The organism is Pararobbsia alpina (assembly GCF_965118125.1).
Taxonomy (GTDB): Bacteria; Pseudomonadota; Gammaproteobacteria; order Burkholderiales; family Burkholderiaceae; genus Pararobbsia; species Pararobbsia alpina_A.
The window spans coordinates 1533205-1555838 of record NZ_OZ221287.1; the positions used below are offsets into that span (position 1 = coordinate 1533205).

A 22634-nucleotide genomic window follows, 5' to 3' on the forward strand; every position below is an offset into this window, starting at 1 on the left:
CCAACAACAATGATTTGGAGGACGACATGAAGCATCTGGGTAAGGCCGCGCGTTGGGCGAGTACGCTGGCCGCAGTGGCACTGCTGTGTGCAGGTTCTGTCGCGCAGGCGAAGACGACTCTCAAGGTGTGGACGATTCCCTGGAGCGATGACGGCCGCGCAGCCTTTCAGGGGATGATTTCCGACTACACGGCCAAGCATCCGGATGTCGACGTCAAATGGGAAACGCGCGGCATTGACGAACACAAGACGGCGCTGCGCGTGGCGATGCAGTCGGGACAGGGTCCTGATCTCTACTACATGTGGGGCGGGCTCGGACTCGGTGGCGAGTTCGCGATTGCGGGCGCGAGCGCACCGCTCGATCAGGCCTATGCGAAGTACAAATGGGACGACCGTTTTTCGACACCCGCGCTGTCCGATTCGAAGCGCTATCCGGGCGGCCGGCATGGCGTGCCTTTCGTGATTCACGGTGAAGGCCTGTACTACAACAAGGCCCTGTTCGCGAAAGCGGGTATCGCCCAGCCGCCGAAGAGCTACGACGAGCTGGTTGCCGATGCGGAGAAGCTCAAGGCCGCGCACATCCCGGCCATCGTATTCGGCGGCAGTGTGAACTGGCACCTGATGCGCCTGATGGATGAAATCCTCGAGGCCAAGTGTGGTGCTGCCAAGCACGATGAACTCACGAGCATGAAGGCGAGTTGGGCCACCGAACCGTGCGCGACTGCGAGCTTTGTCGAGCTCAAGAAGTGGGCCGACAACTATATGCTCAAGCCCTTTATGGGGCTGGCCGACGATCAGGCGCAAGGGCTGTTTTACGCGGGACGTACCGCGATGGCGCTTGAAGGCGACTGGTTCGTGGGCATGATCAAGTCGCACACCGATATCTCGAACTTCGGACTGTTCCTGTTCCCTACAGGCACGCAGCGCCTGTATTTCTTCAGCGAATACTTTTACGTTTCGTCGAAGAGCCCGAACAAGGAAGCCGCCGAAGATTTCCTGAACTTCATTACGTCGCCCGAAGAGCAGCAGAAGTATCTGGGCAAGTTCAGTTCGATTTCCGTCGTCAAGACGGTCGACTACAAGTCGGATTCGGTTGACCTCGATAAGCAGTGGCGACAGATCTTTGCGGATTCGAAAGACACCTACGCGAATGGCGATCAGGCGTTTCCGCTCGATGTGACGACGGAATACTGGCGCATCATCAATCAGGTCGCATCGGACGCGATGCAGCCTGCCGATGCGGCAAAGGGCATGCAGACGTTTATTGCCAATCGCAAGCATTAAGCAACGTGAAGGTTTGGCGCAGCACGTGAGTGGCAGCGTATTGATGTCCTGACACGCGTCTGCATGTAGCACGCGTGAATCGCACAGGTTCGATCGTGCGATTCACGCAAGCACCACCTTTGGGGAAGTGTTCGATGTCATCCCACACCCATCGCGTCGATAAGGCAGTCGCATCGCATGACGATTCACATGCGATCGCCCAGGACGGCGCTGCTCCGACACATGCGAGTTCATCGCAGCCGCGCGCAAACTGGCGAGAACGCATTCGCGAACCGCGATCGCAAGCCTTGATATTGCTGGCGCCTGCGCTGTTGATCTACGTGATGTTTGCCGTGGTGCCGACGCTCGATGTCTTTCATTTGAGCGTCATGCGATGGGACGGGTTGTCACCCGACAAGCAGTTTGTCGGGCTCGACAACTACCGGGCCATCTTCAGTGAAGACCCCGTGTTCTGGGGCGCGTTCAGAAATACGATTATCTGGACCATTCTGTCGGTGCTGATACCGCCGGTGTTCGGATTTGGTTTTGCGCTGGCGCTCAATCAAAAGATTCGCGGCCGAAATACTTTACGCGCAGTGTTGTATCTGCCCGCCGTGATCGCTTCGATTGCTGTCGCGACGATGTGGCGCTGGATGTACGACCCGTATTTCGGCATTGTTACTTCGACGTTGACGTCACTCCATCTCGACGGGCTGGTTCACGATTGGCTGGGTGATCGCAATGTCGCCTTGTATTCGGTGTTCGTCGCCTATGTCTGGCAAAACGCCGGCGTCAGCATGGTGCTGTTCCTTGCGGGATTGCAGGGCGTTTCGCAAACATTGATCGAAGCCGCCCGTATCGATGGCGCAAACCGGTTTCAGATTTTTTTGAATGTGACGCTGCCTGCGATGCGCACGTCCATTACGGTGGTGCTGATTCTGACCATCATCAATTCATTCAAGACCTTCGATATCGTCTATGGCATGACGCACGGCGGCCCTGCTCAGGCGACGCAATTGCTGGCGTTCTGGGCCTTCTGGCAATCGCTTCAGCTGCACGATTTTGGACGGGGCAGTGCGATCGCGGTGGTGTTGCTCTTTATGACGGCGCTTGTCGTTATTCCGTATCTGCGCTGGACTCAACGTCATGAAGGAGTATCGCGATGAGTGCTGTATTGCAAGCCGATCCGGCCGCTCACAAGCGCAAGCAACGCGCTCCGAAACCGCCGCGCGACTGGGTGCTGACGGGATTGTGGATCGCGCTGATTCTGGTCGCCGCCATCTGGGTGATGCCGTTTATTTTTATCGTCTTTACGTCGCTGAAATCGGATGCGGAGATTTATGGCAGCGGCGCGTTCATGCCACCGACTTCATGGGCCTGGCATAACTACGCGGCAGCATGGAAGACCGGCAACTTCGGTACGACCTTGTTCAACAGTCTGATCATCAGCGTGATCAAGGTGCCGCTCGGCATCTTGTTTTCCGCGATGGCGGCCTATGCGATTGCGCAGGTCAAGGTCGGCGGCCGCAAATTCATTTTCCTGCTGTTCCTGCTCGGGACGATGGTGCCGTTTCAAGTGTTGCTCGCGCCGTTGTTCGGTCTCGTCAATCAGCTTGGACTCACGAATACTTATGTCGGCGTGATCCTGCCGTATATCGCCTTTGGCGTGCCGTATCAGATCTTTATTTTGCGTGGCTATTTTCGCGAAGTACCGTCTGAACTCAGCGAGGCGGCGCTGATTGACGGCGCATCGCATGTGACCATTTTCTGGCGGATTTTCTTGCCCGTCTCGCTTCCGGCGCTGGCTGCCTTGTTCATTCTGGATTTCGTTGCAACGTGGAATGAATTCGCCATGGCCCTCGTGCTGCTGCAAGACAGTGGCAAATGGACATTGCCGCTTGGCCTGATGGCCTTTCAAGGGCAATTCGCGAGTGCATATGGTCCGCTCAACGCCGCAATCGTGATGACGGTGTTGCCCGCCACGCTCGTGTATTTGATTTTCCAGCGCTATTTCGTGAGCGGATTGACGATGGGTGCGGTAAAGGAATAGGTCCTTCGTCGTGGTTCGTCGTTCCTCGTCGCGCAGATCAGACCTCTTCGATTCAACGTCGCCCGTTTCGGGCGACGTCCTCAGATGGAACTCTCCATGAAAAACGAAACCCTGGTTGTCCGCAAATGGGACATGTTCGAGTTGTCGCTGAATGGTCCGCGCACGGGCAATCCATTTGTGGACGTCGATGTGAATGCGACGTTCGAATACGGCAATCGTCAGGTCCGCGCGACTGGCTTTTACGACGGTGATGGCGTTTATCGTGTGCGATTCATGCCGGATACCGAGGGTGAGTGGCATTACACGACCCATTCGAATGTACGGGAACTCGACGGAAAAACCGGCTCGCTGTTTTGCGATGCCGCTGCGCCTGAGAGCCATGGGCCCGTGCGCGTGCGCAATCACCATCATTTCGCCTATGCCGATGGCACGCCGTATTTTCCGTTCGGGACAACGTGTTATGCGTGGACCCACCAGCCCGAAGCGCTGCAGGCACAAACGCTCGAGACCCTCAAGCACGCGCGATTCAACAAGATGCGCATGGGCGTGTTTCCGAAGCACTACATCTACAACGAAAACGAGCCCCTGTACCTGGTGTATGAGACGGACGCCGATGGTAATCCCGACTTCGCGCGCCCGAACGTCGAGGCATTTCGACAGTTCGAGAAGCAGGTCGCTGCGCTGATGTCGATGGGGATCGAAGCGGATGTCATTGTGTTTCATCCGTACGATCGCTGGGGCTATTGCGATCGGTCGTATGAAGACGACGCGCGGTATCTCAAGTATCTGGTTGCGCGGCTGAATGCCTATCGCAACGTATGGTGGTCACTGGCCAATGAATACGATTTTCTGCTCGACGTAAAACCGGTCGCGCAATGGGATCGGTATTTCCACATTATTGAAGAGCACGATCCGAACCGGCATTTGATGTCGATCCATAACGGCGAGGTCAGCATGAAGTTCGACCATCGCAAGCCGTGGGTGTCACACGTCTGCGTGCAGGACTGGGACGTCAAACGCACCGATCAATGGCGACGCGAGTGGGGCAAGCCGCTCGTCAATGACGAACTCGAATATGAAGGCGATATCCCGCGTCCGTGGGGCAATATCTCCGCGCAAGAGGTCGTGCATCGCTTCTGGATTACGGTCACACGCGGCGGCTACGCAGGACATGGTGAGACGTATATGCACCCGGACGACGAACTCTGGTGGGGGAAGGGTGGCGTGCTGCGTGGCGAGAGCTGGAAGCGGATCGGCTTTCTGCGCGAGCTTATCGAAGAAGACGTCGTCAACGGACTGACCCCACTTGCGGAAGAAGGGCGCTGGGAGTGGTCACGCGTATCGGGCGCTCGCGATGGCGATTACCGGCTGATTTATTTCGGCGAGCATCAGCCGAAAGAATGGGCGATCGGCTTACCGATGGAAGACGGCGACTACGAGATCGATTTGATCGATACGTGGGAGATGACGATCACGCCGCTGGAAAAAGCGCCGTTGCCGGTATCACCTGCGCTGCGTCAGCGCGGCGGAGAGTTACGAGGAGGCGAGCCCGAAGCCGCGTTCGGCGTGCACCTGCCCGGGAAGCCGTATCAGGCCGTGCGGGTCAGAAGGCGGAAATGAGGGAGCGAAGGGCGGCGCTTGAATGCGAAGCGTAAATGGCACAGCGACAGGGCGCCCGCTACGAAAGACTTCTCAAGGACCCTCGGTTTGCTGGTCCCGCCGACAGGAATCGAACCTGCTTTGAAGCCAGTTCATGCTAGTTTGCTCCTTTAAAACGGCCCCAAGAATGCTGTTCTGATGTGCTATTTCGCGTGATTTATCACAAAGTTCATCACGATCCGTGCTTCCGACTTTCACGCGATAGAAGGGCATCCATCTTGGCCTTTTCGCGTTGGCTTGCTTCCCCTTCGATCCAGGTCGAATAGACCTCGAAAAACATCTTCGGGCTATTGCCCATTTGCTTTGCGACATAAGCCGGATTCATGCCGGCGTGCAGGCAAAGCGTCGCGAACGAATGTCGAGTCTGCCGCGCATCGCGATCACGAATGCCGAGTCGACGCAGTACCGAGTGCCATACGATGAGTGGTGCGTCGGTGTTGAATAACCTGTCGCCGCTGTTCGGGTTGTGAAACACGAACCCCGACTCGGTATCCATGAATGTGTGTTTCTTCTGGCGAGTGAGCGCATCAGACGCGCGTGTCTGAACGTCGATGTCCCGCACGCGGTGCGTCTTTGTACCCTTGTCGATTGCACGAACGCGCGCCGCTTCAATGCGCACCTTCTGGCTTCGGAAATCGACTGACGGCCAGCGCAAGGCGATTTGTTCAGACGGTCGCAAGCCGGTGAAAAATGCAAACTCGAAGTAGTTCAGCCAGCGCTCGTCGTACTCCCGCGCGATGAAGGCAAGGACAGCTTCGATCTCCTCGTGGCTCAAGGGGTCCGGGGCGGCCACCTGGATCCTTCGGCTGTCGATTCCCTCGGTGATATCGTCCGTTACCTTCTTGGCCTGCCTGGCATATGCATAGACCCGGCGCAGAGGCGTCATGATGTTGTTGAACGTCTTGGGGCTCTTGATGCCGAGTCCAGCGATATAGGCGCTCATCTCCTCGAAACTGATGCCCGCGATCTCGCGGTCATCCCAGATCGAGAAATAGCGCTCTAGCGCACGCGAATATTCCTTGAACGTCGTGGGCTCGAGCTGAGATTCCGCTACCTTCGACCATGCTTCCCTGACCGCCTTGAATGTGTCTCCTGCAGGCTTGCCGTGACGCTTGAGCCAGGGCGAATCAGGAAAGATGCGCGCAAAGTCCTTGACCGTGAATTTGCCGAAGCGGATTGCAGACACGATATCCTCGCGCGTTCTCTCAGCAGCTCTCAGATTGGGAGCGGTCGGGGCAAGTGCGATGCGCTCGCGAAACTGTCGGTTGCGTTGTCCTTCTTTGCCGCCGTTCCACTGGAAGCTGATGAGGATGGACGCCTCCCGCGCGTAGACCCCTTCGATTGGCTTGTTGCGACCCATTCGTCGTAGGCCTCAAGGTTGATGTGACGACGGTTATCCGGGGACCACTTCCAATGTGTTCCCTCGATCAGACGTCCGTCGTGCACAAGGTGGTTAAAGGAATCGACAGAGCGGCCGGTAAGCTCGGATGCCTTCTCGACAGTGACCCACACGACAGGGCGAAAATTGAGCTGCATAGGGTACTCTCCGATTCTTACAACGCTTCCGGACTTGTGCTGCAATGCGCTACGAATATATTTTCAACGTGGTCGACGCGGACGGCCGCAAAGCCGAAGGCGCATGCTCTTTCGAATGCGACGAGCCAATCGCGCATCTCGTGCGCGGTGCCAAGATCGTGCTGCAGTTGACCAACAATCTCGCCGACCACGCCGTCGAGTGCTGGGTCATGCGTGTCACGCTTCGACCCGAGATCACCGCGTATGCCGTGGTCAAGCAAGTGATGCATGTCGAAGTCACGCGGGCGTGAGGTCATCAGGGGCGTCTGTTCCAAAGCGCCTCGATATTCGCAAGCGCCAATGCAGGCGAACTCTCGCCAAACTGACCGCTGACCGACACTTCGCACCGAGTGCACTCGATGTATGCATTCCATTTGTCGGCCTGCGTCTGCTCGATCTGAGGATCGTTTGGTGCACCCTCGCAGAAAGGACACGGCTTCAACTTCTCGCGCTGGCTGGTCATGATTTGCTGATCCTCGTCATCTGCCCGCAATGCTCGCACTTGGTTCGCGAGCGTTCGCCTAGCCGCTTGAGCTCGTCGTGGTAACGTGCATGCAGTTCGTGATATCGGTTCTCGGCGAAAGCCAACTGCTGAAGCACCCACATGGGGTTCAGCTTCTCGTGACAGTCGGCGCACTCGACCTCGGCTTTCTTGTCATCAACTAGGTATCGACGGTGCCAGCATGTCATGCCCGGAACCATTGTGAAAACGCGCTCGTCGACGAGGTTCGGCCGAGGCGTCACCGGCAGAACGGTCACGTTATCGTCAATAGTGACCTTCACGATCCCTCTCCGGTGCTATTGCGGGCGATCTGGGCATCGATCGCCTCATCGACTGTTTCGCGCTTGAAGCGGACACCGTGGAACGCTTGGCCTACGGACAGATAGAACGCGCAGATGCCCGGTTCGCTGATATCCCGCAGCCACCGATACCGCGCAGCATCCCGCGCCTCTGCCTGCGCTTGCGGAGCGGCGAGCAGGGCGCGCGCAAAATCGATGATCGCCAAGTCTCGAACGCGCGGCCGCGTGACCGGTGGAATGAATCGCGCACTCAGTTCAAGAATCTGCTCGTCGCTCAGCCCGCTTGCGGGAGCATCGGGGGCGGCGTTGAGCATGGCTTGATATTGATCTCGCATCTTCTCGCCGTTCGTATTCCAGCGCGTGGCGGGCTCACAGTCGCAACCTGCATCGATCATGTCTTCGGTCGGCTCGATCGGCACTAGCTTGTATTGCGTGCTCATTGGGTTACCTCGCTGGCGGCTTTCTCTGATTCAAGAGCGGCCGATGCCATCAGATTGACTTGCAAGCCGAGTGCGATCGAGAGGCGCGAAGCCATGATGAGGCTCATCTTGTAGCCACGATGGTTTTCGACTTCCCACACGTAGGACTTCGAGCAACCCGACGCATCAGCCACTTCGTCGAGCGTCAGGCCCAGCGCTTCGCGCCGCTGTTTGAGCAGGTCACCGAGTCTCATGACGCCTCCGGTGGCCGCGCGTTTTTGATCCAGTCAGGCTGTGCGTCGAGTTCAGCTTGGGTCATCGGAACAGGCGCTCCCGATTGCGCGGGGGCTTCGCCAAAGTCGCGGCCAGTCAATTCGCGATAGCGCTTGTCGAAAATCTTGGTACAGCGATTTGCTGCGCGGAGGTCTTCATCACTAACGCGCTCGCTCGCCTGCTGCGCGGGAGCCGTAGACCATTCGTGGTGCCACATGAACGCGCAATAGTTCGCAACATCTAGCGGATCGCCTTTCGCAATGTGGCGATGGAAATCCGCAACGATAAACGCTTCGTTCGCGGGGTCCATCCATTCGATATTAAATCCATGCTTGCGCTGTGCTTTCACAAGCTTCGCACGCATCGCATCCGCGAATCGATCAACGAGCGCGGCCGTCTCTGGCATCAATTCGGCTTCAATCGGATGCTGCGCGGGAGCGGCAATAGCGGCCATTCCTGCAATCGCCTCATCAGCGAGTGCATCCATTTTCTCCGGCGACGGGTTCGAAACGGCGAACAGATATGCATGTTGCCGCACCTGCCGATAGCGGGCAGCATCGCGCATCGCTTCATCCCGCTCGCGTACGAGGGCGTCATGGGCTTCGGCCTTTTCGGCGAGGGCGTCGAAGGCAGCCATATCAGCGTTCCATTTGGCACCTTCAGCATATCGACGGTCTTCGTCGAGGATATCAACGACCCTGCGATGCCAATATGCGGAGAATCTTTCGCGCAGGTCGGCGGTAGTGATTTGGTCGGTCATGGTGGGTCCTTAGGCGATGATTTGAACGTGGCAACGAGATGCGAGATCGACGAGCCATTTAGCGAGCTCGATAGGCGTGTGTTCGCGTTCCGATTTCGTGATTTCTTTTTGGCGGCCACTGCGTGTCCCATCTTTGCGGCGGCCACTAGTTCCCACGACGTATTCAGCTTTCCCGAGCACGATCGGCATGAGGGGGGTATCGGCCGGCTCGCATCCAACGATGTAAAGCCATGTAGCCTTTTGAGCACGATGGCCAAACCAGTATTGATGGATCGGAAGCGTCCACCCCCCAAACTCATCGCGTGCGCCGGGCATGGGCATATGCTTCGCGTTCCAAAGCCTGGAATGCGCCGGATGTTCGAGCACGCCGCCAAAGGTTCTGATCTGATCGACAGCGAACAAACCAAGCGCGGGTTCGTCTTCACGCGGCTTTGCCATATGCGACAAGCGACCCCAAGCACGGCAGGGAGGATGGGCTACCAACGGGGTTCCGCCAGGCCAATTGCGCGCATCGCGATCGATGTCCCACACGTCGCAATTCGAGAACGTTTTGTAGACGCTGTCCATACGCGCAAACAGCACGGCCACTGGCATGCTCATCTCAACCTCTCAGGTGTTATTGGGTGGCATCACATGTGGTCGTACGAACTCGCGTGCTCGTCTTCGCGCTTCGGTACGTGGCCTACACCGCGAATCGCCCAGATAATCGAGAGGATCGCGAGTAGGGCTCCGATCGCCATATAGGCCATCGCGTGGGTCGTGTTCATGTGGTCTCCTGCGGCCCGTCTGTGCGGACGTTATGCATCGATCTTCGTGTCGTCTTGCGCGAGATCGGAGCCGGCAAAGGGATCGTCCGATTGCTTATCGGCGCGCGTCTTCTTCGGCTCTTTCTTGCCCTTGAGGTCGAGGTTTTCCTGCGTCTCGACGGGCCCAACGAACGTGCATTCGACTTCGGTCTGCGCCATGTGGTCCACGAATCCCTGCAGTTCGGGCGGCAGCTTCTGATAGCCCTTGAAACGCAGCGGCGTCGTGCCACCTTCGCACGCGTCGACGAGCACGAAATCGGTGAACTTCACGTCGGCCGCTTTGATATCCGATTGCGGAGTCGCGCCGCGGTGATAAACGACCGTCCAGCCAGCAAGCTCTTTGCGCAGCTTCATCGGCATCTGGATTGCCAGGCACTTACGCGCGGTGAGCTTCACGCCATCGAGCGGCATCGTGAATTCGCCTTGGCCTTCTTCGCCGACCTTTGGCTTACCGTCTTCGGGTTTGTAGAGGGCGCCCGGCAGATCCTTGTCGAATTCGGCGAGGATGGTGTTATCGAAGTTGCGCTCGAATGTGACGCTCACGCCGTGGTCACGCTTGTCACCCTTGAACTCGGAAACAGGCGTGACTGCGACGATCTTGATCAACTGACGATCCATTTCGAACTGCTTCATGTGCGGCTCCTTACGAGGAAAAATGCTTGGCGTGGAGTTCGTCGAGCGCTTCGACCTGCTTGTCGCTCAGCGACGTAATGTGTCCAGCGTCGGCGATACGCTTGAGCTTCATCACGAATCCCTGTTCCCATGCGCTCAGATCGTTCGTGTTTATAAGGCCGCTCAGGCGCTCGACCATGACTTTCGTAGAGACGTGGCGCATATCAGGCTCCGTTCGTGCGGCCGGCGTATTTGCGGATGACCTTTTCGACCATCGCCGGCACGTGGCAAATCTCGCCGCCGTCATGGGCCGCGAATACCGGACGCAGCATCTCGCGGTCGATCGGTTCGAGGTCCATGTGACGGATCAGATGCACGAGGCGAAAGAGTTCGTTCATTGCGCCTCCAACTCGGCCCGGCGCGCGCGATAGGCATCCTCGAGGCGCTTGAGGTCATCGCCTTCGTAGTCGCGAATTTCGTCGGCCACGATGTCGAGCACGTCGGTATCGGTGCACGAATTAATGCGACCGATCATCGCTTCGACGTTGGGATTCTGCTGCGGCGTCTGATCGAACTCAGTTTGGGTCTGCGCCTTCTTGTTCGATGCCTTCTTCGCCGCGGCTTTCTCAGTGATGTCCTTGAGTGTCGTGGTCGCTCCGGCTTGCGCAGCCTCATCCATATCGAACCATTCGGAAGGGGAGCTCATGCCATCACGCAGACTCGCGTAGATGCGCTTGAGACTGACGACCTGTGCCGGCTGAATCGCGTCCAGGCGGCGTTGGATGCGTTTTTCGATGTGCTCTTTCGTGACACCGAAAGGTTCAAATGCGGCGACGATCTTCTGGATTGCTTCGGGGCTGGTATCGGCCTTAGCCTTAAGCGTAACTTCCGCTTGCTGCATGGCCGCGTCAATCACATCGCCCGGAATCAATGCGAGGATGCAGGCGCGCACGCGGCGCTGAGCCTGATTCGCGATCAACTCATAGATGTCGCGCTCTTCCTTGATCTGGTAACCGCCTTGCCGCGTATCGCGCCAGTGCTTGACGATGAACTGCAGGCGCTTACTCGTGCGGCTTTCGAGGTCCACGCAGAAGGCTTCGACTTCGGAGAACGGAACGCCCTTACCGTCGACGCCGCGGGAGCGCTCGCGAAAGCCCTGTTCGATATTTCCCCAGTGCTGAGCCATCGCCTCGGCTGCACGGATGCTAGGGCCGCTGATGTCGCTGCCGCCGCGCGAGAACTGATACTGCGACTGCTCAGCAAGCGTCGGCCGCGTGAAGGCATTCAGGATCTTGTCCGTATTCGCGATCTCATCGCGCGGAAACTGCTGAGCCATCAGGTACTTGACCTGCGTCTCGGCAAGCTCGCGGCTCTGATCCTGACGAGCGCCAGCCGTGTCGGCGACTGCGTTACGGGTGCCAGCAAAAGGGGATGCGACGAGTTCGTTCATTGTTGTGATTCCTGAATGGCCCACTGCGGGAGCGAAATGAGATCGATGGCGTTGCTGAAACCGGGCCACACGCCGCTGCGATGGCATTCGGCATAGGTGCGCAGGTCGCGCTGATACAAACGGCGCCCTGCGGCTCGCGACGGTTCGTCGAGCATCACGGCATTGGCGGCGTAGGGCCATTCGGTTTCGACGGCCACGAAGATGAAGCCAAGCACGGGCGCGCCGGATGCAATCTCGTAACCATCGGAATAGAACGCGTCCTGTACGTGGTAACGCTTGCGCGCGGCTTGGCGGGAGAACTCGCCGCTGCTGGCGTCGCCATAGGTCTTCACGTCGAGCAGGATTGAGCCCGCATCAATCGTGTGCACGAAGTCGGGACGGCAACGGCATGCGACGCCTGTTTCCGGATCGGTCCAGAACGCTGAAACCTCGGGCTTGCCGCTCGCGAGCGCTTCGGCGACATCGGCAATGCGGCGCACAGATTCAGCTTGGCGCATCGCTGCTTCGTACTGGTCAGGCTGGATCGCGGTCTTGTCGGCATTGGCCTCGACAAACTCTTTCCATGCCTTCGTATTGCGATTCAGCGCCGGACCCACGATGTAACGATCGTCAAATTCGTTCGGCTCGAGGATCGCGCAGTGCGCAAGATTGCCTTCGAGTTGACCGGCTTTGTCGCGCGGTGCTGGGCGATTCGGGTCGAGGTGCAGCGCGTGATAAAGAGCCGGCGAGCGAGCGATATCGTCGAGCCCGGACTTCGACACTGCATCCTTAATCGCGTGGTATTGCTCGATCGTCAACGAGTGATCGAGCCATGCAGGGGAATGAAGTTCAGCATTCATGGTTGTCTCAATAGGGAACGTCTTCTTCGCAAATCAGCCACGCACCGCTCGCTGCCTCGCGCTTCGCCTTCGCCACCGCGAACACTTCGATCTGCTCGGGCGTCGAGCCGTCCGCGATCCATTCGTCGTAGATCGACTCGTAGATCGCGTCGGCGCGCGTCTCGATCCACGCTTCGCGCGCTGCATCCTCTCGGTCGCGCAGAGCAAGCATGCGGTCGTCGCGGGACTCGACGGCGAGAGCGATGGCGGAGGGGGTCATGGTCAATCCGTGTAGGCGATGAATTTGAACTTGCCGTCGCGGAAGTATTCGAAGCGACCGCCGAACGTTCCGTCTACGACTTTGCGTACTTCATCGATCGTCGTTCCCTCTGGATAGACGCCTTCCTTGATCATCGAGCAACTGGAGTGCGGGTGATTCCGATAGTCAATGCGCGTCGGGTCCAGCGGACGGGGTTTCCAGTGCTCATAGACGCCGGTCGCCTTGTTCGTGGTGACCAAGTAGTCGTTGAGCACGTGCCGCTCGGCTTCCCAATCGCATTCAGGACAATGCAAGTACGTTGACGTGCATGCGTGACAGGGTGGCGATATATGGCAACTGCAGTTCTCAGGCTTCGTGAATTCGATGACGCCCTCACAACCATCGCGCCCGCAGCGTTCGCCCTCTTCACATCCGTAGGCCATGATCAATACCCCCGCACGTACGCGTAGGTCCGACGCACGGCATCGGGCAAATAAGCTGCGCCGATCTGCACCCGCGGCCCCGTAATGCCGCGCTGCGCGTTGAGTGCACGTGCCTCACGGATGCGCTCGTTGAGCTTCGCGTCGAGCATCAAGCGCTCGGATTCGGCGCGGTCTTCGTCGGTCAACTCGACATGCGTATCGACGCACGTCAGATTCACGTCGATCACGCTAGCGGCCAGTTCCTGAGCCTCGGCGCTGATATGCACGTCAACGTGCGCGTCGCGGAATTTGATGGGCTTCATGCGACCCTCCGCTGCTTGATTTCGTCTTCGATGGCGCACAGAGCGTCGACACTGGAAACGTCGTGATGCGCGCAGTCGCGGATCAGTTCGCCATACCCACGAATTTCTTCGACGTGTTCACGAGGCTCGCAATCGCGCACCTTGATAATCAGCGACGTGCCGTCCGAGTAGGCGATTGCGTAGGTTTTCTCGGCCCAAGCGCGAAGGCTCTTTTCCGCGCCCTTGTGCACGGTGCGATGGCACACACGGCGCTGAGTCGATGTGTATCCGCTCCATGTTCCTTCGATGATGTAGCGGGGCGCATTCATGCGGTCACCTCGTCTTGAATGCAATCGAGATAGCGCCAGCGTGCGACCCCGATCGCGTACACGTTGACGGCAAGCACGCTATGCGGCTCAAACGCGCCAACGAAGAATTCGTCGCCAAAGTCGTCGACGCCGTGCAGCGGATGAACGACTGCGACATCGCCTGTGCGCTCGAGCATCATTTCTCGCCTCGGCTGAAGTAAGCGATCTCGCGCGCTTGGCGATGCACGCAGTGATCATTGGCGGTCGTGTCGGGATAGAACGCGCTACATGCCGCACGCTCGCCCGTCGTCTGGAAACGGTCCGAATTGCTGTTCAAGCAATCGCCGTAATGACGGTCGAAGTACTCGCATTGGCCGCACGTCTTACCGGCGCTATCGACCGATGGCATCGACGCGCGCAGGCGGTTCGGGTTGAGGTAGGTGCGGGACATGTCAGGCCTCGACGAGTTCGCCCGATGCGTTGAGCGTGTAAAACGTATCGGCCTTCACGCCATCGCGGCCGACGATCACGGCCTTGGCATGCAGGATCTGTCCGTACTTGTCGCTCGAACCATTCGAGTCGCGATAGACCAGGAAGAGGGCTGCGCCGTCGATACCCTTGGCGCTGCCGTAGAAACCGGAGGCCATCGCGACGGAGTGCTTGCCGTTCGCCGTGGCAGCACCGCTGTAGCCCGAAGCCGTGGCAGCACCGCTGTCGCCCGAAGCCGTGGCAGCACCGCTGTAGCCCGAAGCCGTGGCAGCACCGCTGTCGCCCGAAGCCGTGGCAGCACCGCTGTCGCCCGAAGCCGTGGCAGCACCTCTGTCGCCCGAAGCCGTGGCAGCACCGCTGTAGCCCGAAGCCGTGGCAGCACCGCTGTCGCCCGAAGCCGTGGCAGCACCTCTGTCGCCCGAAGCCGTGGCAGCACCGCTGTAGCCCGAAGCCGTGGCAGCACCGCTGTCGCCCGAAGCCGTGGCAGCACCTCTGTCGCCCGAAGCCGTGGCAGCACCTCTGTAGCCCGAAGCCGTGGCAGCACCGCTGTAGCCCGAAGCCGTGGCAGCACCGCTGTAGCCCGAAGCCGTGGCAGCACCGCTGTCGCCCGAAGCCGTGGCAGCACCGCTGTCGCCCGAAGCCGTGGCAGCACCTCTGTCGCCCGAAGCCGTGGCAGCACCTCTGTAGCCCGAAGCCGTGGCAGCACCGCTGTCGCCCGAAGCCGTGGCAGCACCGCTGTCGCCCGAAGCCGTGGCAGCACCGCTGTTGCCCGAAGCCGTGGCAGCACCGCTGTTGCCGCTCTCTACTGCCAAACCATTCGCGTCTTTCGAGAATGCCGGCGAGTTCAGATCAACCGGCTTGCAGCGAGCCAGCGTGTATTCGACCGACGCCTTGATCAGGCCCGCGAGATTCAATTCGACGCCGAGCTTGATGCGCGAGCACGCGACCTTCGTATCGTCGCTATGACGGCTGAGCGTGCCGGACTGCTCGACCGTGAAGAAGCGGCTTGTGTTCGGCGAGTAATAGCGCAGGACATCGAGCGGATATTCGCAGGCGTGGAAGCCGCCTTCACAGGCCTCGACGCGGCCCTTGTGCTCGAACGTCTCGCCTTCCTTGTATTGGAAGTCGCGGCACGTCAGATCGGCATTGAAGGCCTTGTATGACGTGATCGACTGTTGTTCTTCGGACATCGTGTCTCTCCAGGTTGTGAGAGACCGTGTCTCTCGCGGGTCGGTGACCGTTGAGAGAAGGATACAATCTTTTCTTGTGTATGCAAGAAAAACTTGTGAGGACGAGCAAAAAAAATCCCGCAGCTGCGGGAGGTCAATTACTAGGCGCGATATCCGCTAGAACGGTAACCACGATAAGTCGGCGCAAGAGCGTAGGTGCGAATACAGGTCCGGCGCGCAATCGATAGCACACTGACTATCCTGTGGCGTCAATGGCCTCTGCATAGCGGAGAGGCATTTCGCTTGGCACTCTTGCAGGGCTGGATCAGCGTCGCCTTCGCTGCCGATCCCGGCGCGCCGAGCATCTCTGATTCCTCGTTGCTGGGCTGCGGATGCGGCAAGCGTTCCTTCCTCCGAAGCAAGCGCGCGTGGAATCACATATGCGCGAAGGCGCGATGCCTTTTCGGTAGCGTCGTCGACGGTGGTCTTAAGCGTGTTGGCGATATCAGAATCCGCTGGGATTCCAGACGCAAAATTTCGGTAGTATGCAGCAGCCGTGTATTCAAAACCCAAACAGTAGGCGGCATGCACAAAGACGTCGTATGAATCGTCGGCGTAACAAGGATGGGCAAAGCAGAGTGCGACTTGTGTCGCAGCTATAGACAAGGCTCGACGCATTTTGGATCGATCCTGCTTGGACGCCCTAGAGGGCGCCCGAATTTTTTGGTCTCATGACCCGCTTGGAAAATCGGATCCCCGTTTTTTAGGAAATTGAAGAATCGTTGCGGATCGCGGTCCCCTTAGCCAACCTTCTTGAGCTCTGAGCGATTCTGTTTTTCCCATGTCTCGACGGTGTCCAATACGAGACGACCGGCACGAGCCTTTTCGTCAGGGGGTAACGCGTCAAACCTTGCGCGCGAAACCCACTTGGATAACGGCCAGATCGGATCGTCTGTCGTTTCAACGCCAAACTGAAGCCATTCTTGGGAAACGCCCAGAGCTTCAGCTACTCGTGGCATCCGAGTTCTCGTCGGAGCCGTTCCGTCTGATTTCTCCCATTGCTGGACCGCCTGATAGCCCTTCAAGCCGCAGGCGGTTGCCAGTTCCTGCATCGACATCCCTTTCTCGAGACGCTTCTGTTTGATCCGGTCATGAATATCCATACCGGGAATATAGGTGCCAGAGAAACTGGTGTCATCGCCGGAATTTCTTGTAACACCAGACTTTCTTGTATAAAGTCCAATCACTGTTTCCCCGTCAAGGAAGTTCGATGAACACCGCCATTTCGCGAGCAGTTGAGCACTTTGGATCGATGGCCGAGATGGCGCGGCGTCTCGAGTTGTCGAGCTATACGGTCATCCAGCAATGGAAGCTGGCCGGACGTGTTCCGCCCGAGCACTGTCCAAAGATCGAACGCATGTTGGACGGCGCCGTCCGGTGCGAAGAACTGAACGACCGCGTCGACTGGGCATACGTGCGATCGACGCAGCCTGCCGGGCAGACCTCCGCGTGACACCGCGACCATGCCGTGAGACGCATGGTCTTTTTTTCGCTGCGGCGCGTCATTCCAAACGGCTACAAATTATTTGGACGCTACATACATGGACCAGCCGGCCCTGTTCTACGAATCGATCAACGACGCGCTTGACGCGTGCGTGAAGGCCTGCGGGGGCGCGAAGGTAGTGGCCTCGAAGATCTGGCCGGATAAGACACCTGATGGTGCTCATCGGCTTCTGCTTGCCTGCCTCAACGAGGGCCGAGACGAGAAGCTCGGGCCCGACCAGGTCATGTTCATTCTCAAGCTCGGACGAGAGAAAGGCTTCCACGGCGCGATGTCATTCCTCGCTGTCGATGCTGGATATGAAGCGCCGCGGCCTGTCGATTCCGAGAAGCAGGCCAAGCGTCTCGTCGATGTGATTCAGCAGTGCACACAGACGCAGCAGGCCGCACTCAAGCAACTGCAGGCGCTTGCGGAATTGAACCCGACGTTGTTGCGGGCGGTGTCATGACACCCGACCTGCGCGACGCCGCCAATTACCTCCGCGCGTATTTCATCGCGCGCCAGGCGAAGGCGCATGCATCGCCGCTGCATCTGCGCGAGCACGAACGCAGCGACGACTTGAATTTTTTTTGCTCACCCGTCGGTAACTCCGACTCGTCAGCAGAGTTTGTGCCTTGCAACACATTCGGGGCCTGAAAGTATGAACGGGACACAGGAAGAGATCGACGCCGCTCGCGAGGCAAGGATTGCCGAGTACGCCCAAGCGATCGTTACGGCACTGACGGGTGAAGAGCGCCGGCGCGCTTACGTGCGCATGTGCGACGAGATCCACAAACGCTCGCCGCAGCAAATCGCTCGTATGGAACAGCAGCAAGCACTGAGGTAAGAGGCCATGGCCGACTGGATCAAGATGCGCAGCGGGCTCCTGACGAATCCGAAAGTGATTCGCATGTCGCGCCTGCTTGCTGAGAGCCGCACATTTATTAATTGGTGGCTGCGTGGCACAAACAAGGTGACGTGTGACGTCACTGTCTACGAAATATGTGACGTCACGGTTGTGACGCGCGTGACGGTGGCGTCGTTACTTTCCGTATGGTCTGCCGTCAACGACGCGTCACAGACCGATGGTTTCGTTGCTGGAATTTCGCTTCTCGACGTTGATGAAATGGCGGGCGTTCACGGTTTTGGTGAGGCAATGCAAACCGTCGGATGGCTCCAAATTTCAGATGATGGAATACTTTTCCCGAATTTCAGCGAACACAATACTGTTGGAAAAGCCCGTCAGGTAAAGGGTTCCAGCAGCGCGAAGACTCCGGCTGAGCGCACGCGAGCATGGCGCGATCGAAAGCGCCAACTCGAACTTGATGTGACGGGTGACGCAACGACGTCACGAGACGTAACAGTGACGTCACAGCGTGACGACAGAGAAGAGAAGAATAGAGAAGATATAAAACCCTCTACGTCGAACGTCACGAGTGACGCATTCGACTCGTTCTGGTCGGCGTATCCGAAGAAGGTCGCGAAGGACACGGCGAAGCGATCCTTTGCAAAACTCAAACCCGATGCTGCGTTGCTCGATCGGATGCTTGCCGCAGTCGCCGCTGCAAAACTTTCGGACCAGTGGCGCAAGGACGGTGGCCAGTTCGTGCCGAACCCCACCACGTGGCTGAATCAGCGCCGGTGGGAAGACGAGACCACAGGGCATGCGCCGACAAACGGCGTTGACCGGTACGAGGCGATCGACCCTGTGCAGGCCGCATGGATGCGGGGTGCGATATGAGCCGCCTGCCGCAGAACGCCGAGCCGCTCGTCGCCATGCGCCAGCGCGGTGAGAAGCCCGAAGCGATGGTGCTCGTCAGCCTCGTTGGCAAACTCGATTTTCCGAATCTGACGCTGATCGCACGGTCGTCTCAGGCGTACGACTGGCGCGTTCTGACCGGGCTCGATGTCGAGGTGTTTGCCTCGCATGCGGTGCCGTTCGACGAGGTTCTCCGCACGCTCGCCGCTATCGCCGCAGTCGTGCCGGCCTCGATGGTCCTGACCTTTCCCGGACACGCACGGGTGCACTGCGGCGATTGGGCGCAGATCAGCGATTTCCGCCTGTTCGACTGGTTTCCGATCCCCGTCGATGTGATGCGATATCGCAACGGCAGCAAGCTTTCGGCGTTGCTGTGGGGCGAGCTCGGCAAAGCGCTGCCCATCCCGTACGTGGAAGCAACCGAGGCATTCCTGGCCGTGGCGCAGGAGGCACAGAAATGCGCGTGATTGCTGACGACATTGACTGGAACGCCTACGCCAACGATGCAGACGATGGCCGAGCAGACGTGCGCCGCGCGTCCGATTGGGCCGACGCCGTGGCGAAGCTTTTCCACGGCGAAGACGAACAAGCCGTCGGTACCGCCACGCCATGGGCCAAGGTCGAGAACAGGATCATGTTCCGGCCGGGCGAGGTCACGCTGTGGCCCGGCATCAACGGTCACGGCAAGTCGGGGACTGTCGGCTACGTGATGCTCAACGCCATGGTGCACGGCGCGCGCGCGTGCATCGCTTCGCACGAGATGGCGCCGGAAGCGACGATGAGCCGCATGTGCCGCCAGGCCGCCGGGTCGAACCTTCCCACGCTCGAACTGATCGAGCGCTTCCACCGCTGGACCGACGATCGGCTGTGGCTCTACGTGCATCGCGGTGCCGTCACGCCGCAACGCATGATTGCCGTGTCGCGCTACTGCCGCAAAGAACTCGGCGTCGATCACATGGTCATCGACAGCCTCATGAAATGCGGCATCGCACCAGACGATTACAACGGGCAAAAGAACTTTGTCGATGCGCTGTGCGTGCTCGCGCGTGACACCGGTTTGCACATCCACCTCGTGCACCACATGCGCAAAGGTGAGCGTGAAACCGACGTGCCCGACAAATTCGGCGTCAAGGGCGCTGGCGAGATTTCCGACCTCGTCGACAACGTGCTCATCGTCTTTCGCAACAAGCGCAAGGAAACCCAACTCGAGACCGAGACGGACCCGAAGAAGCGCGACGAAGCCGCGGTCATGCCGGACTCGTTCCTCATCTGCGCCAAGCAGCGGCATTTCACGTGGGAAGGGAAGGTGTCCCTGTGGTTTGACAAGGACAGCCAGCAATTGCTTGAAGGACCGAGCGCGGGGCGTCATTACATCGACTTCGCGTCGGGGACCTGGAAGCAGGAATGGAAACGATAGGAGACCAGTCATGACCGGAAGAACTCAACTCGGGGTGCTCGACTTCCTCGAGTCGCACACCGAATCCAGCAGCCCAGAGATTGCGAAGGCGCTCGGCGAGCAGCGTCATCGCATCTCGGCTGTCATGAACAACCTTGAGCGGCAGTGCTTGGTGGTCCGCACCCGCGAAGTTGGCCGATCGAACAACCGGACTATTTTCTGGCGCCTCGCGACCGACGACGAGATCCTGCACCCGCCCAAGCGCGGCAAGCCCGAATTTCCCGAGAACTGGCCGCGCGTCGACCGGCTCCTTTACGACTGCATGCTCAACATGGTGAGGGCGTCATGAAACTCGAAGACAACGGCTGGCGTCATCTTCCGTGGCGGCCAGCGCAGACGGTCATTGTTCGATCCGACCTGTCGTTCGAGGCTGAAACCGAATGCGCGCGTGAGGCGAATCGCATCCTCGCCGAGGCCATGCAATCGGCCGCGATCAAGTCGGAACTCGACCGGCAAATGCTCTCAGCTGCAATGCGTCACGCGCAGTCGAAGGAAGCAACCTACGTCGACATGTCACGCAGCGCGATCGTGCCCCTGCAACGGCCGGAGAAGGAACTGTGAGCACACTCCTCGCAATCGATCCGGGCACAACGCAAAGCGGTTGGGTGATCGTCGAAGATTCCCGTGTGATGCAGAGCGGTGTGATGCCCAATCCTGACATGCTCAACTTCATCGACGATTGCCGGTTCTGCGACGACATGGCGATCGAGATGATTGCAAGCTACGGCATGGCAGTGGGCCGAGAGGTATTCGAAACGTGCGTGTGGATCGGCCGCTTTATCGAATGCTTCCGCGATCCCGACCTCGTGCGCCTCGTCTATCGCAAGGACGTCAAGCTGCACCTCTGCGGTACGCCGCGCGCCAAGGACGCCAATATCCGGCAAGCGCTAATCGATCTATACCCGGCGACGGGCGGCGGCAAGACTCCACAGATCGGCACCAAATCGCAACCGGGACCGCTCTACGGTGTGACATCGCACGCGTGGCCTGCGCTTGCCGTTGCCGTAACTGCCAATGCACAGCGGAGGGCAGCGTGAACCAATACCCGATGTTTTACCGCACGGCATGTGGCGCGCTCCGCCTGGTCAATTCGGAAGCGGAATTGAAGGGCGCCATCCGAGCTGACCGAATCGCGATATGCATCGCTGTCGTAGTCAATGTGGCTCTCGGCATCGCGCTTTGCGTTTTCCTCCCCTAAAACGGAGACCACCATGAAACTCAGCACTCTCTTTGTCATTCTTGTGTGTGTGGCGGCTGGTGCGATCGGAGGGTCACAAATCGGCCAGCACATCGAGCGCGACCGCATCCAGGCCACTTGCGAAGATGACAGAGCCGCCACCGTCATAAACGGGGTGAAGTACGAATGCTTGAGCCCGGCACTTGCTCAGAAGTTGCACGAGATAATCGAACAACTGATGCATCAGGGCGAACAGCAGCCGAAAGGGCCGAGCGCATGACAGGCGTCCTTGCGATCGAAGCGCCGACAACAAAGACGGGGTGCGCCGTGGACAGAATTGATGACTTGCTATTCGACTGGTACATCTGGTCGCAGGGCTATAACCCGGGCGTCGACTATCAGGCGTTTGATAGCTCCTGCGCGCAATCTCGCACCAGTCGTCAATGGATGGATTACGACGAGATCGATGCCGAGGTCGAATGGGCTATCAAGAAAGGGATTGGCAAGCTGCTCGACCCGATGATTCAGAAATTGCATCTGCCCGCTCGTGTGGCGATCAACACGGCCATGCGCAATTTTGAGGCGGGTGTCGAAGTCTGGTCGTCGATGCGCTTGCACGGCGTCGACCTTGCGGCGGAGTATGCGCAGGCCAAAGCGATTCTATGTCCGCAACTAGTCGCTGCCGGTTTGCTTACACAAGATGCTTGTAAACCCGCAGAAACTGCCCTATAGTGCGCACCAGTTGGGATAATTGTCCCTAGAGAGCCCCGCCAGTTCACGCTGAGCGGGGCTTTTGCGTTTTTACCGCGTCTCCTCCAGGTGCTCATGTGAGTGCTGGATTGAGCCCCGACTGCTCCTCCGACGGTCGGGGCTTCTTTTTTGGAGCAACGAAATGGCGAAGCTCACCACAAAGGCCCGCAAGGCAATGCCGGCGAAGGAATTCGGTCTGCCCGGCAAGAAGGCATATCCGATGGAAGACGCCAGCCACGCAGCCAATGCGAAGGCTCGCGCATCGCAGGCAGTCAACGCTGGCCGCATGTCGAAATCAACCGAATCGAAGATCGACGCCAAGGCCGATCGCGTGATGGGCAAGCGCGGCGACGTGCAGCATCCGCAGTCGCACGACGAATTCGAGGCGCTGGGCAAATGATCTGGCGCGTGCTCGGCTGGACTGCTTCGATGGCGATCTTGATCGCGATCATCGCAGGCATCGCTCTGGCCGGGCAGCCATTGAAGTGCTGACTTGGAGCGCTACCCGAAAGGGCGCG

At 58.9% G+C, this 22634-nt stretch carries 38 protein-coding genes; 17 read left to right on the top strand and 21 right to left on the bottom strand.

The features are described from left to right. Window positions 1-26: 26 nt before the first annotated feature. The 4 genes from ACMFWR_RS06565 (at window position 27) to ACMFWR_RS06580 (ending at window position 4932) form a co-directional block, all read left to right on the top strand. Window positions 27-1283: an ABC transporter substrate-binding protein gene (locus tag ACMFWR_RS06565; protein WP_413194197.1), complete on the top strand. Its 1257-nt coding sequence runs from the start codon at window positions 27-29 to the stop codon at window positions 1281-1283. Between the two features lie 134 nt (window positions 1284-1417). Then, a complete protein-coding gene (locus ACMFWR_RS06570) occupies window positions 1418-2428 on the top strand; it encodes a carbohydrate ABC transporter permease (RefSeq protein WP_413194198.1) in 1011 nt (336 codons plus the stop codon). After that, window positions 2425-3312, top strand: coding sequence for a carbohydrate ABC transporter permease (locus tag ACMFWR_RS06575; protein WP_413194199.1), 888 nt, complete (start codon window positions 2425-2427; stop codon window positions 3310-3312). The genes ACMFWR_RS06570 and ACMFWR_RS06575 overlap by 4 nt, the downstream gene beginning before the upstream one ends. 96 nt (window positions 3313-3408) lie before the next feature. Continuing rightward, window positions 3409-4932 carry a DUF5060 domain-containing protein gene (locus ACMFWR_RS06580; protein WP_413194200.1) on the top strand — a complete coding sequence of 508 codons (1524 nt, stop codon included), beginning with the start codon at window positions 3409-3411 and terminating at the stop codon, window positions 4930-4932. Between the two features lie 211 nt (window positions 4933-5143). Here ACMFWR_RS06580 and ACMFWR_RS06585 read toward each other — a convergent pair whose 3' ends face one another. Then, window positions 5144-6331 carry a tyrosine-type recombinase/integrase gene (locus ACMFWR_RS06585; RefSeq protein ID WP_413194201.1) on the bottom strand — a complete coding sequence of 396 codons (1188 nt, stop codon included), beginning with the start codon at window positions 6329-6331 and terminating at the stop codon, window positions 5144-5146. A gap of 220 nt (window positions 6332-6551) precedes the next feature. Between ACMFWR_RS06585 and ACMFWR_RS06590 the strand changes: the two genes are divergently transcribed. Continuing rightward, on the top strand, window positions 6552-6797 hold the full coding sequence (locus ACMFWR_RS06590; protein ID WP_413194202.1) for a hypothetical protein: 246 nt from the start codon (window positions 6552-6554) through the stop codon (window positions 6795-6797). 5 nt (window positions 6798-6802) lie between these two features. Here ACMFWR_RS06590 and ACMFWR_RS06595 read toward each other — a convergent pair whose 3' ends face one another. The 20 genes from ACMFWR_RS06595 to ACMFWR_RS06690 all read right to left on the bottom strand — a co-directional run bounded on the left by ACMFWR_RS06595 (window position 6803) and on the right by ACMFWR_RS06690 (window position 16681). Further along, window positions 6803-7009, bottom strand: a complete 207-nt coding sequence (locus tag ACMFWR_RS06595) for a Lar family restriction alleviation protein (RefSeq protein ID WP_413194203.1) — start codon at window positions 7007-7009, stop codon at window positions 6803-6805. Continuing rightward, window positions 7006-7329: a hypothetical protein gene (locus ACMFWR_RS06600; protein WP_413194204.1), complete on the bottom strand. Its 324-nt coding sequence runs from the start codon at window positions 7327-7329 to the stop codon at window positions 7006-7008. The genes ACMFWR_RS06595 and ACMFWR_RS06600 overlap by 4 nt, the downstream gene beginning before the upstream one ends. Beyond that, window positions 7326-7787, bottom strand: coding sequence for a hypothetical protein (locus ACMFWR_RS06605; protein WP_413194205.1), 462 nt, complete (start codon window positions 7785-7787; stop codon window positions 7326-7328). The genes ACMFWR_RS06600 and ACMFWR_RS06605 overlap by 4 nt, the downstream gene beginning before the upstream one ends. Then, window positions 7784-8020, bottom strand: coding sequence for a helix-turn-helix domain-containing protein (locus tag ACMFWR_RS06610; protein WP_413194206.1), 237 nt, complete (start codon window positions 8018-8020; stop codon window positions 7784-7786). The genes ACMFWR_RS06605 and ACMFWR_RS06610 overlap by 4 nt, the downstream gene beginning before the upstream one ends. Beyond that, window positions 8017-8799: a hypothetical protein gene (locus ACMFWR_RS06615; protein ID WP_413194207.1), complete on the bottom strand. Its 783-nt coding sequence runs from the start codon at window positions 8797-8799 to the stop codon at window positions 8017-8019. Before ACMFWR_RS06615 ends, ACMFWR_RS06610 begins: the two co-directional genes overlap by 4 nt. Before the next feature lie 9 nt (window positions 8800-8808). After that, window positions 8809-9399: a hypothetical protein gene (locus tag ACMFWR_RS06620; RefSeq protein ID WP_413194208.1), complete on the bottom strand. Its 591-nt coding sequence runs from the start codon at window positions 9397-9399 to the stop codon at window positions 8809-8811. A gap of 29 nt (window positions 9400-9428) precedes the next feature. Further along, entirely contained in the window at window positions 9429-9566 is a 138-nt protein-coding gene (locus tag ACMFWR_RS06625; RefSeq protein WP_413194209.1) for a hypothetical protein, read from the bottom strand. Between the two features lie 30 nt (window positions 9567-9596). Next, complete coding sequence (locus ACMFWR_RS06630; protein WP_413194210.1) at window positions 9597-10238, bottom strand: hypothetical protein; 642 nt, start codon at window positions 10236-10238, stop codon at window positions 9597-9599. A 10-nt stretch (window positions 10239-10248) separates the two neighbouring features. Beyond that, window positions 10249-10440 carry a hypothetical protein gene (locus ACMFWR_RS06635; protein ID WP_413194211.1) on the bottom strand — a complete coding sequence of 64 codons (192 nt, stop codon included), beginning with the start codon at window positions 10438-10440 and terminating at the stop codon, window positions 10249-10251. 1 nt (window position 10441) lies between these two features. After that, entirely contained in the window at window positions 10442-10615 is a 174-nt protein-coding gene (locus ACMFWR_RS06640) for a hypothetical protein (RefSeq protein ID WP_413194212.1), read from the bottom strand. Beyond that, window positions 10612-11667 carry a hypothetical protein gene (locus ACMFWR_RS06645; protein ID WP_413194213.1) on the bottom strand — a complete coding sequence of 352 codons (1056 nt, stop codon included), beginning with the start codon at window positions 11665-11667 and terminating at the stop codon, window positions 10612-10614. The genes ACMFWR_RS06640 and ACMFWR_RS06645 overlap by 4 nt, the downstream gene beginning before the upstream one ends. Further along, window positions 11664-12506 carry a PD-(D/E)XK nuclease-like domain-containing protein gene (locus ACMFWR_RS06650; RefSeq protein WP_413194214.1) on the bottom strand — a complete coding sequence of 281 codons (843 nt, stop codon included), beginning with the start codon at window positions 12504-12506 and terminating at the stop codon, window positions 11664-11666. The genes ACMFWR_RS06645 and ACMFWR_RS06650 overlap by 4 nt, the downstream gene beginning before the upstream one ends. Before the next feature lie 7 nt (window positions 12507-12513). After that, window positions 12514-12765 (bottom strand): hypothetical protein, encoded by a 252-nt coding sequence (locus tag ACMFWR_RS06655; protein ID WP_413194215.1) that lies wholly within the window; start codon window positions 12763-12765, stop codon window positions 12514-12516. Window positions 12766-12767: 2 nt separating this feature from the next. After that, window positions 12768-13019 (bottom strand): hypothetical protein, encoded by a 252-nt coding sequence (locus tag ACMFWR_RS06660; protein WP_413194216.1) that lies wholly within the window; start codon window positions 13017-13019, stop codon window positions 12768-12770. A 170-nt stretch (window positions 13020-13189) separates the two neighbouring features. Continuing rightward, on the bottom strand, window positions 13190-13489 hold the full coding sequence (locus ACMFWR_RS06665; protein ID WP_413194217.1) for a hypothetical protein: 300 nt from the start codon (window positions 13487-13489) through the stop codon (window positions 13190-13192). Then, on the bottom strand, window positions 13486-13797 hold the full coding sequence (locus ACMFWR_RS06670; RefSeq protein ID WP_413194218.1) for a hypothetical protein: 312 nt from the start codon (window positions 13795-13797) through the stop codon (window positions 13486-13488). Before ACMFWR_RS06670 ends, ACMFWR_RS06665 begins: the two co-directional genes overlap by 4 nt. Then, the gene (locus ACMFWR_RS06675; protein WP_413194219.1) at window positions 13794-13976 is read right to left on the bottom strand and encodes a hypothetical protein; all 183 of its coding nucleotides are present in this window, start codon (window positions 13974-13976) and stop codon (window positions 13794-13796) included. The genes ACMFWR_RS06670 and ACMFWR_RS06675 overlap by 4 nt, the downstream gene beginning before the upstream one ends. Beyond that, a complete protein-coding gene (locus ACMFWR_RS06680; protein WP_413194220.1) occupies window positions 13973-14227 on the bottom strand; it encodes a hypothetical protein in 255 nt (84 codons plus the stop codon). The genes ACMFWR_RS06675 and ACMFWR_RS06680 overlap by 4 nt, the downstream gene beginning before the upstream one ends. A gap of 1 nt (window position 14228) precedes the next feature. After that, entirely contained in the window at window positions 14229-15455 is a 1227-nt protein-coding gene (locus tag ACMFWR_RS06685) for a hypothetical protein (RefSeq protein ID WP_413194221.1), read from the bottom strand. A gap of 779 nt (window positions 15456-16234) precedes the next feature. After that, window positions 16235-16681 carry a helix-turn-helix domain-containing protein gene (locus tag ACMFWR_RS06690; RefSeq protein WP_413194222.1) on the bottom strand — a complete coding sequence of 149 codons (447 nt, stop codon included), beginning with the start codon at window positions 16679-16681 and terminating at the stop codon, window positions 16235-16237. Between the two features lie 23 nt (window positions 16682-16704). Between ACMFWR_RS06690 and ACMFWR_RS06695 the strand changes: the two genes are divergently transcribed. The 12 genes from ACMFWR_RS06695 (at window position 16705) to ACMFWR_RS06750 (ending at window position 22516) form a co-directional block, all read left to right on the top strand. Beyond that, a complete protein-coding gene (locus ACMFWR_RS06695) occupies window positions 16705-16947 on the top strand; it encodes a transcriptional regulator (RefSeq protein ID WP_413194223.1) in 243 nt (80 codons plus the stop codon). Between the two features lie 88 nt (window positions 16948-17035). Then, window positions 17036-17443, top strand: a complete 408-nt coding sequence (locus ACMFWR_RS06700; RefSeq protein ID WP_413194224.1) for a hypothetical protein — start codon at window positions 17036-17038, stop codon at window positions 17441-17443. Between the two features lie 192 nt (window positions 17444-17635). Next, on the top strand, window positions 17636-17821 hold the full coding sequence (locus ACMFWR_RS06705) for a hypothetical protein (protein ID WP_413194225.1): 186 nt from the start codon (window positions 17636-17638) through the stop codon (window positions 17819-17821). Between the two features lie 6 nt (window positions 17822-17827). Beyond that, the gene (locus ACMFWR_RS06710; RefSeq protein ID WP_413194226.1) at window positions 17828-18715 is read left to right on the top strand and encodes a hypothetical protein; all 888 of its coding nucleotides are present in this window, start codon (window positions 17828-17830) and stop codon (window positions 18713-18715) included. Next, a complete protein-coding gene (locus ACMFWR_RS06715) occupies window positions 18712-19200 on the top strand; it encodes a histidine ammonia-lyase (RefSeq protein ID WP_413194227.1) in 489 nt (162 codons plus the stop codon). Before ACMFWR_RS06710 ends, ACMFWR_RS06715 begins: the two co-directional genes overlap by 4 nt. Then, window positions 19191-20150 (top strand): AAA family ATPase, encoded by a 960-nt coding sequence (locus tag ACMFWR_RS06720; protein WP_413194228.1) that lies wholly within the window; start codon window positions 19191-19193, stop codon window positions 20148-20150. Before ACMFWR_RS06715 ends, ACMFWR_RS06720 begins: the two co-directional genes overlap by 10 nt. Before the next feature lie 10 nt (window positions 20151-20160). Then, window positions 20161-20478, top strand: coding sequence for a MarR family transcriptional regulator (locus tag ACMFWR_RS06725; RefSeq protein WP_413194229.1), 318 nt, complete (start codon window positions 20161-20163; stop codon window positions 20476-20478). Beyond that, window positions 20475-20750, top strand: coding sequence for a hypothetical protein (locus ACMFWR_RS06730; RefSeq protein ID WP_413194230.1), 276 nt, complete (start codon window positions 20475-20477; stop codon window positions 20748-20750). The genes ACMFWR_RS06725 and ACMFWR_RS06730 overlap by 4 nt, the downstream gene beginning before the upstream one ends. Further along, window positions 20747-21226 carry a hypothetical protein gene (locus ACMFWR_RS06735; protein WP_413194231.1) on the top strand — a complete coding sequence of 160 codons (480 nt, stop codon included), beginning with the start codon at window positions 20747-20749 and terminating at the stop codon, window positions 21224-21226. Before ACMFWR_RS06730 ends, ACMFWR_RS06735 begins: the two co-directional genes overlap by 4 nt. Window positions 21227-21400: 174 nt before the next feature. Next, complete coding sequence (locus ACMFWR_RS06740) at window positions 21401-21646, top strand: hypothetical protein (RefSeq protein ID WP_413194232.1); 246 nt, start codon at window positions 21401-21403, stop codon at window positions 21644-21646. Then, window positions 21643-22098: a hypothetical protein gene (locus ACMFWR_RS06745; RefSeq protein ID WP_413194233.1), complete on the top strand. Its 456-nt coding sequence runs from the start codon at window positions 21643-21645 to the stop codon at window positions 22096-22098. The genes ACMFWR_RS06740 and ACMFWR_RS06745 overlap by 4 nt, the downstream gene beginning before the upstream one ends. A gap of 160 nt (window positions 22099-22258) precedes the next feature. After that, window positions 22259-22516 carry a hypothetical protein gene (locus tag ACMFWR_RS06750; protein WP_413194234.1) on the top strand — a complete coding sequence of 86 codons (258 nt, stop codon included), beginning with the start codon at window positions 22259-22261 and terminating at the stop codon, window positions 22514-22516. Window positions 22517-22634 lie beyond the last annotated feature (118 nt).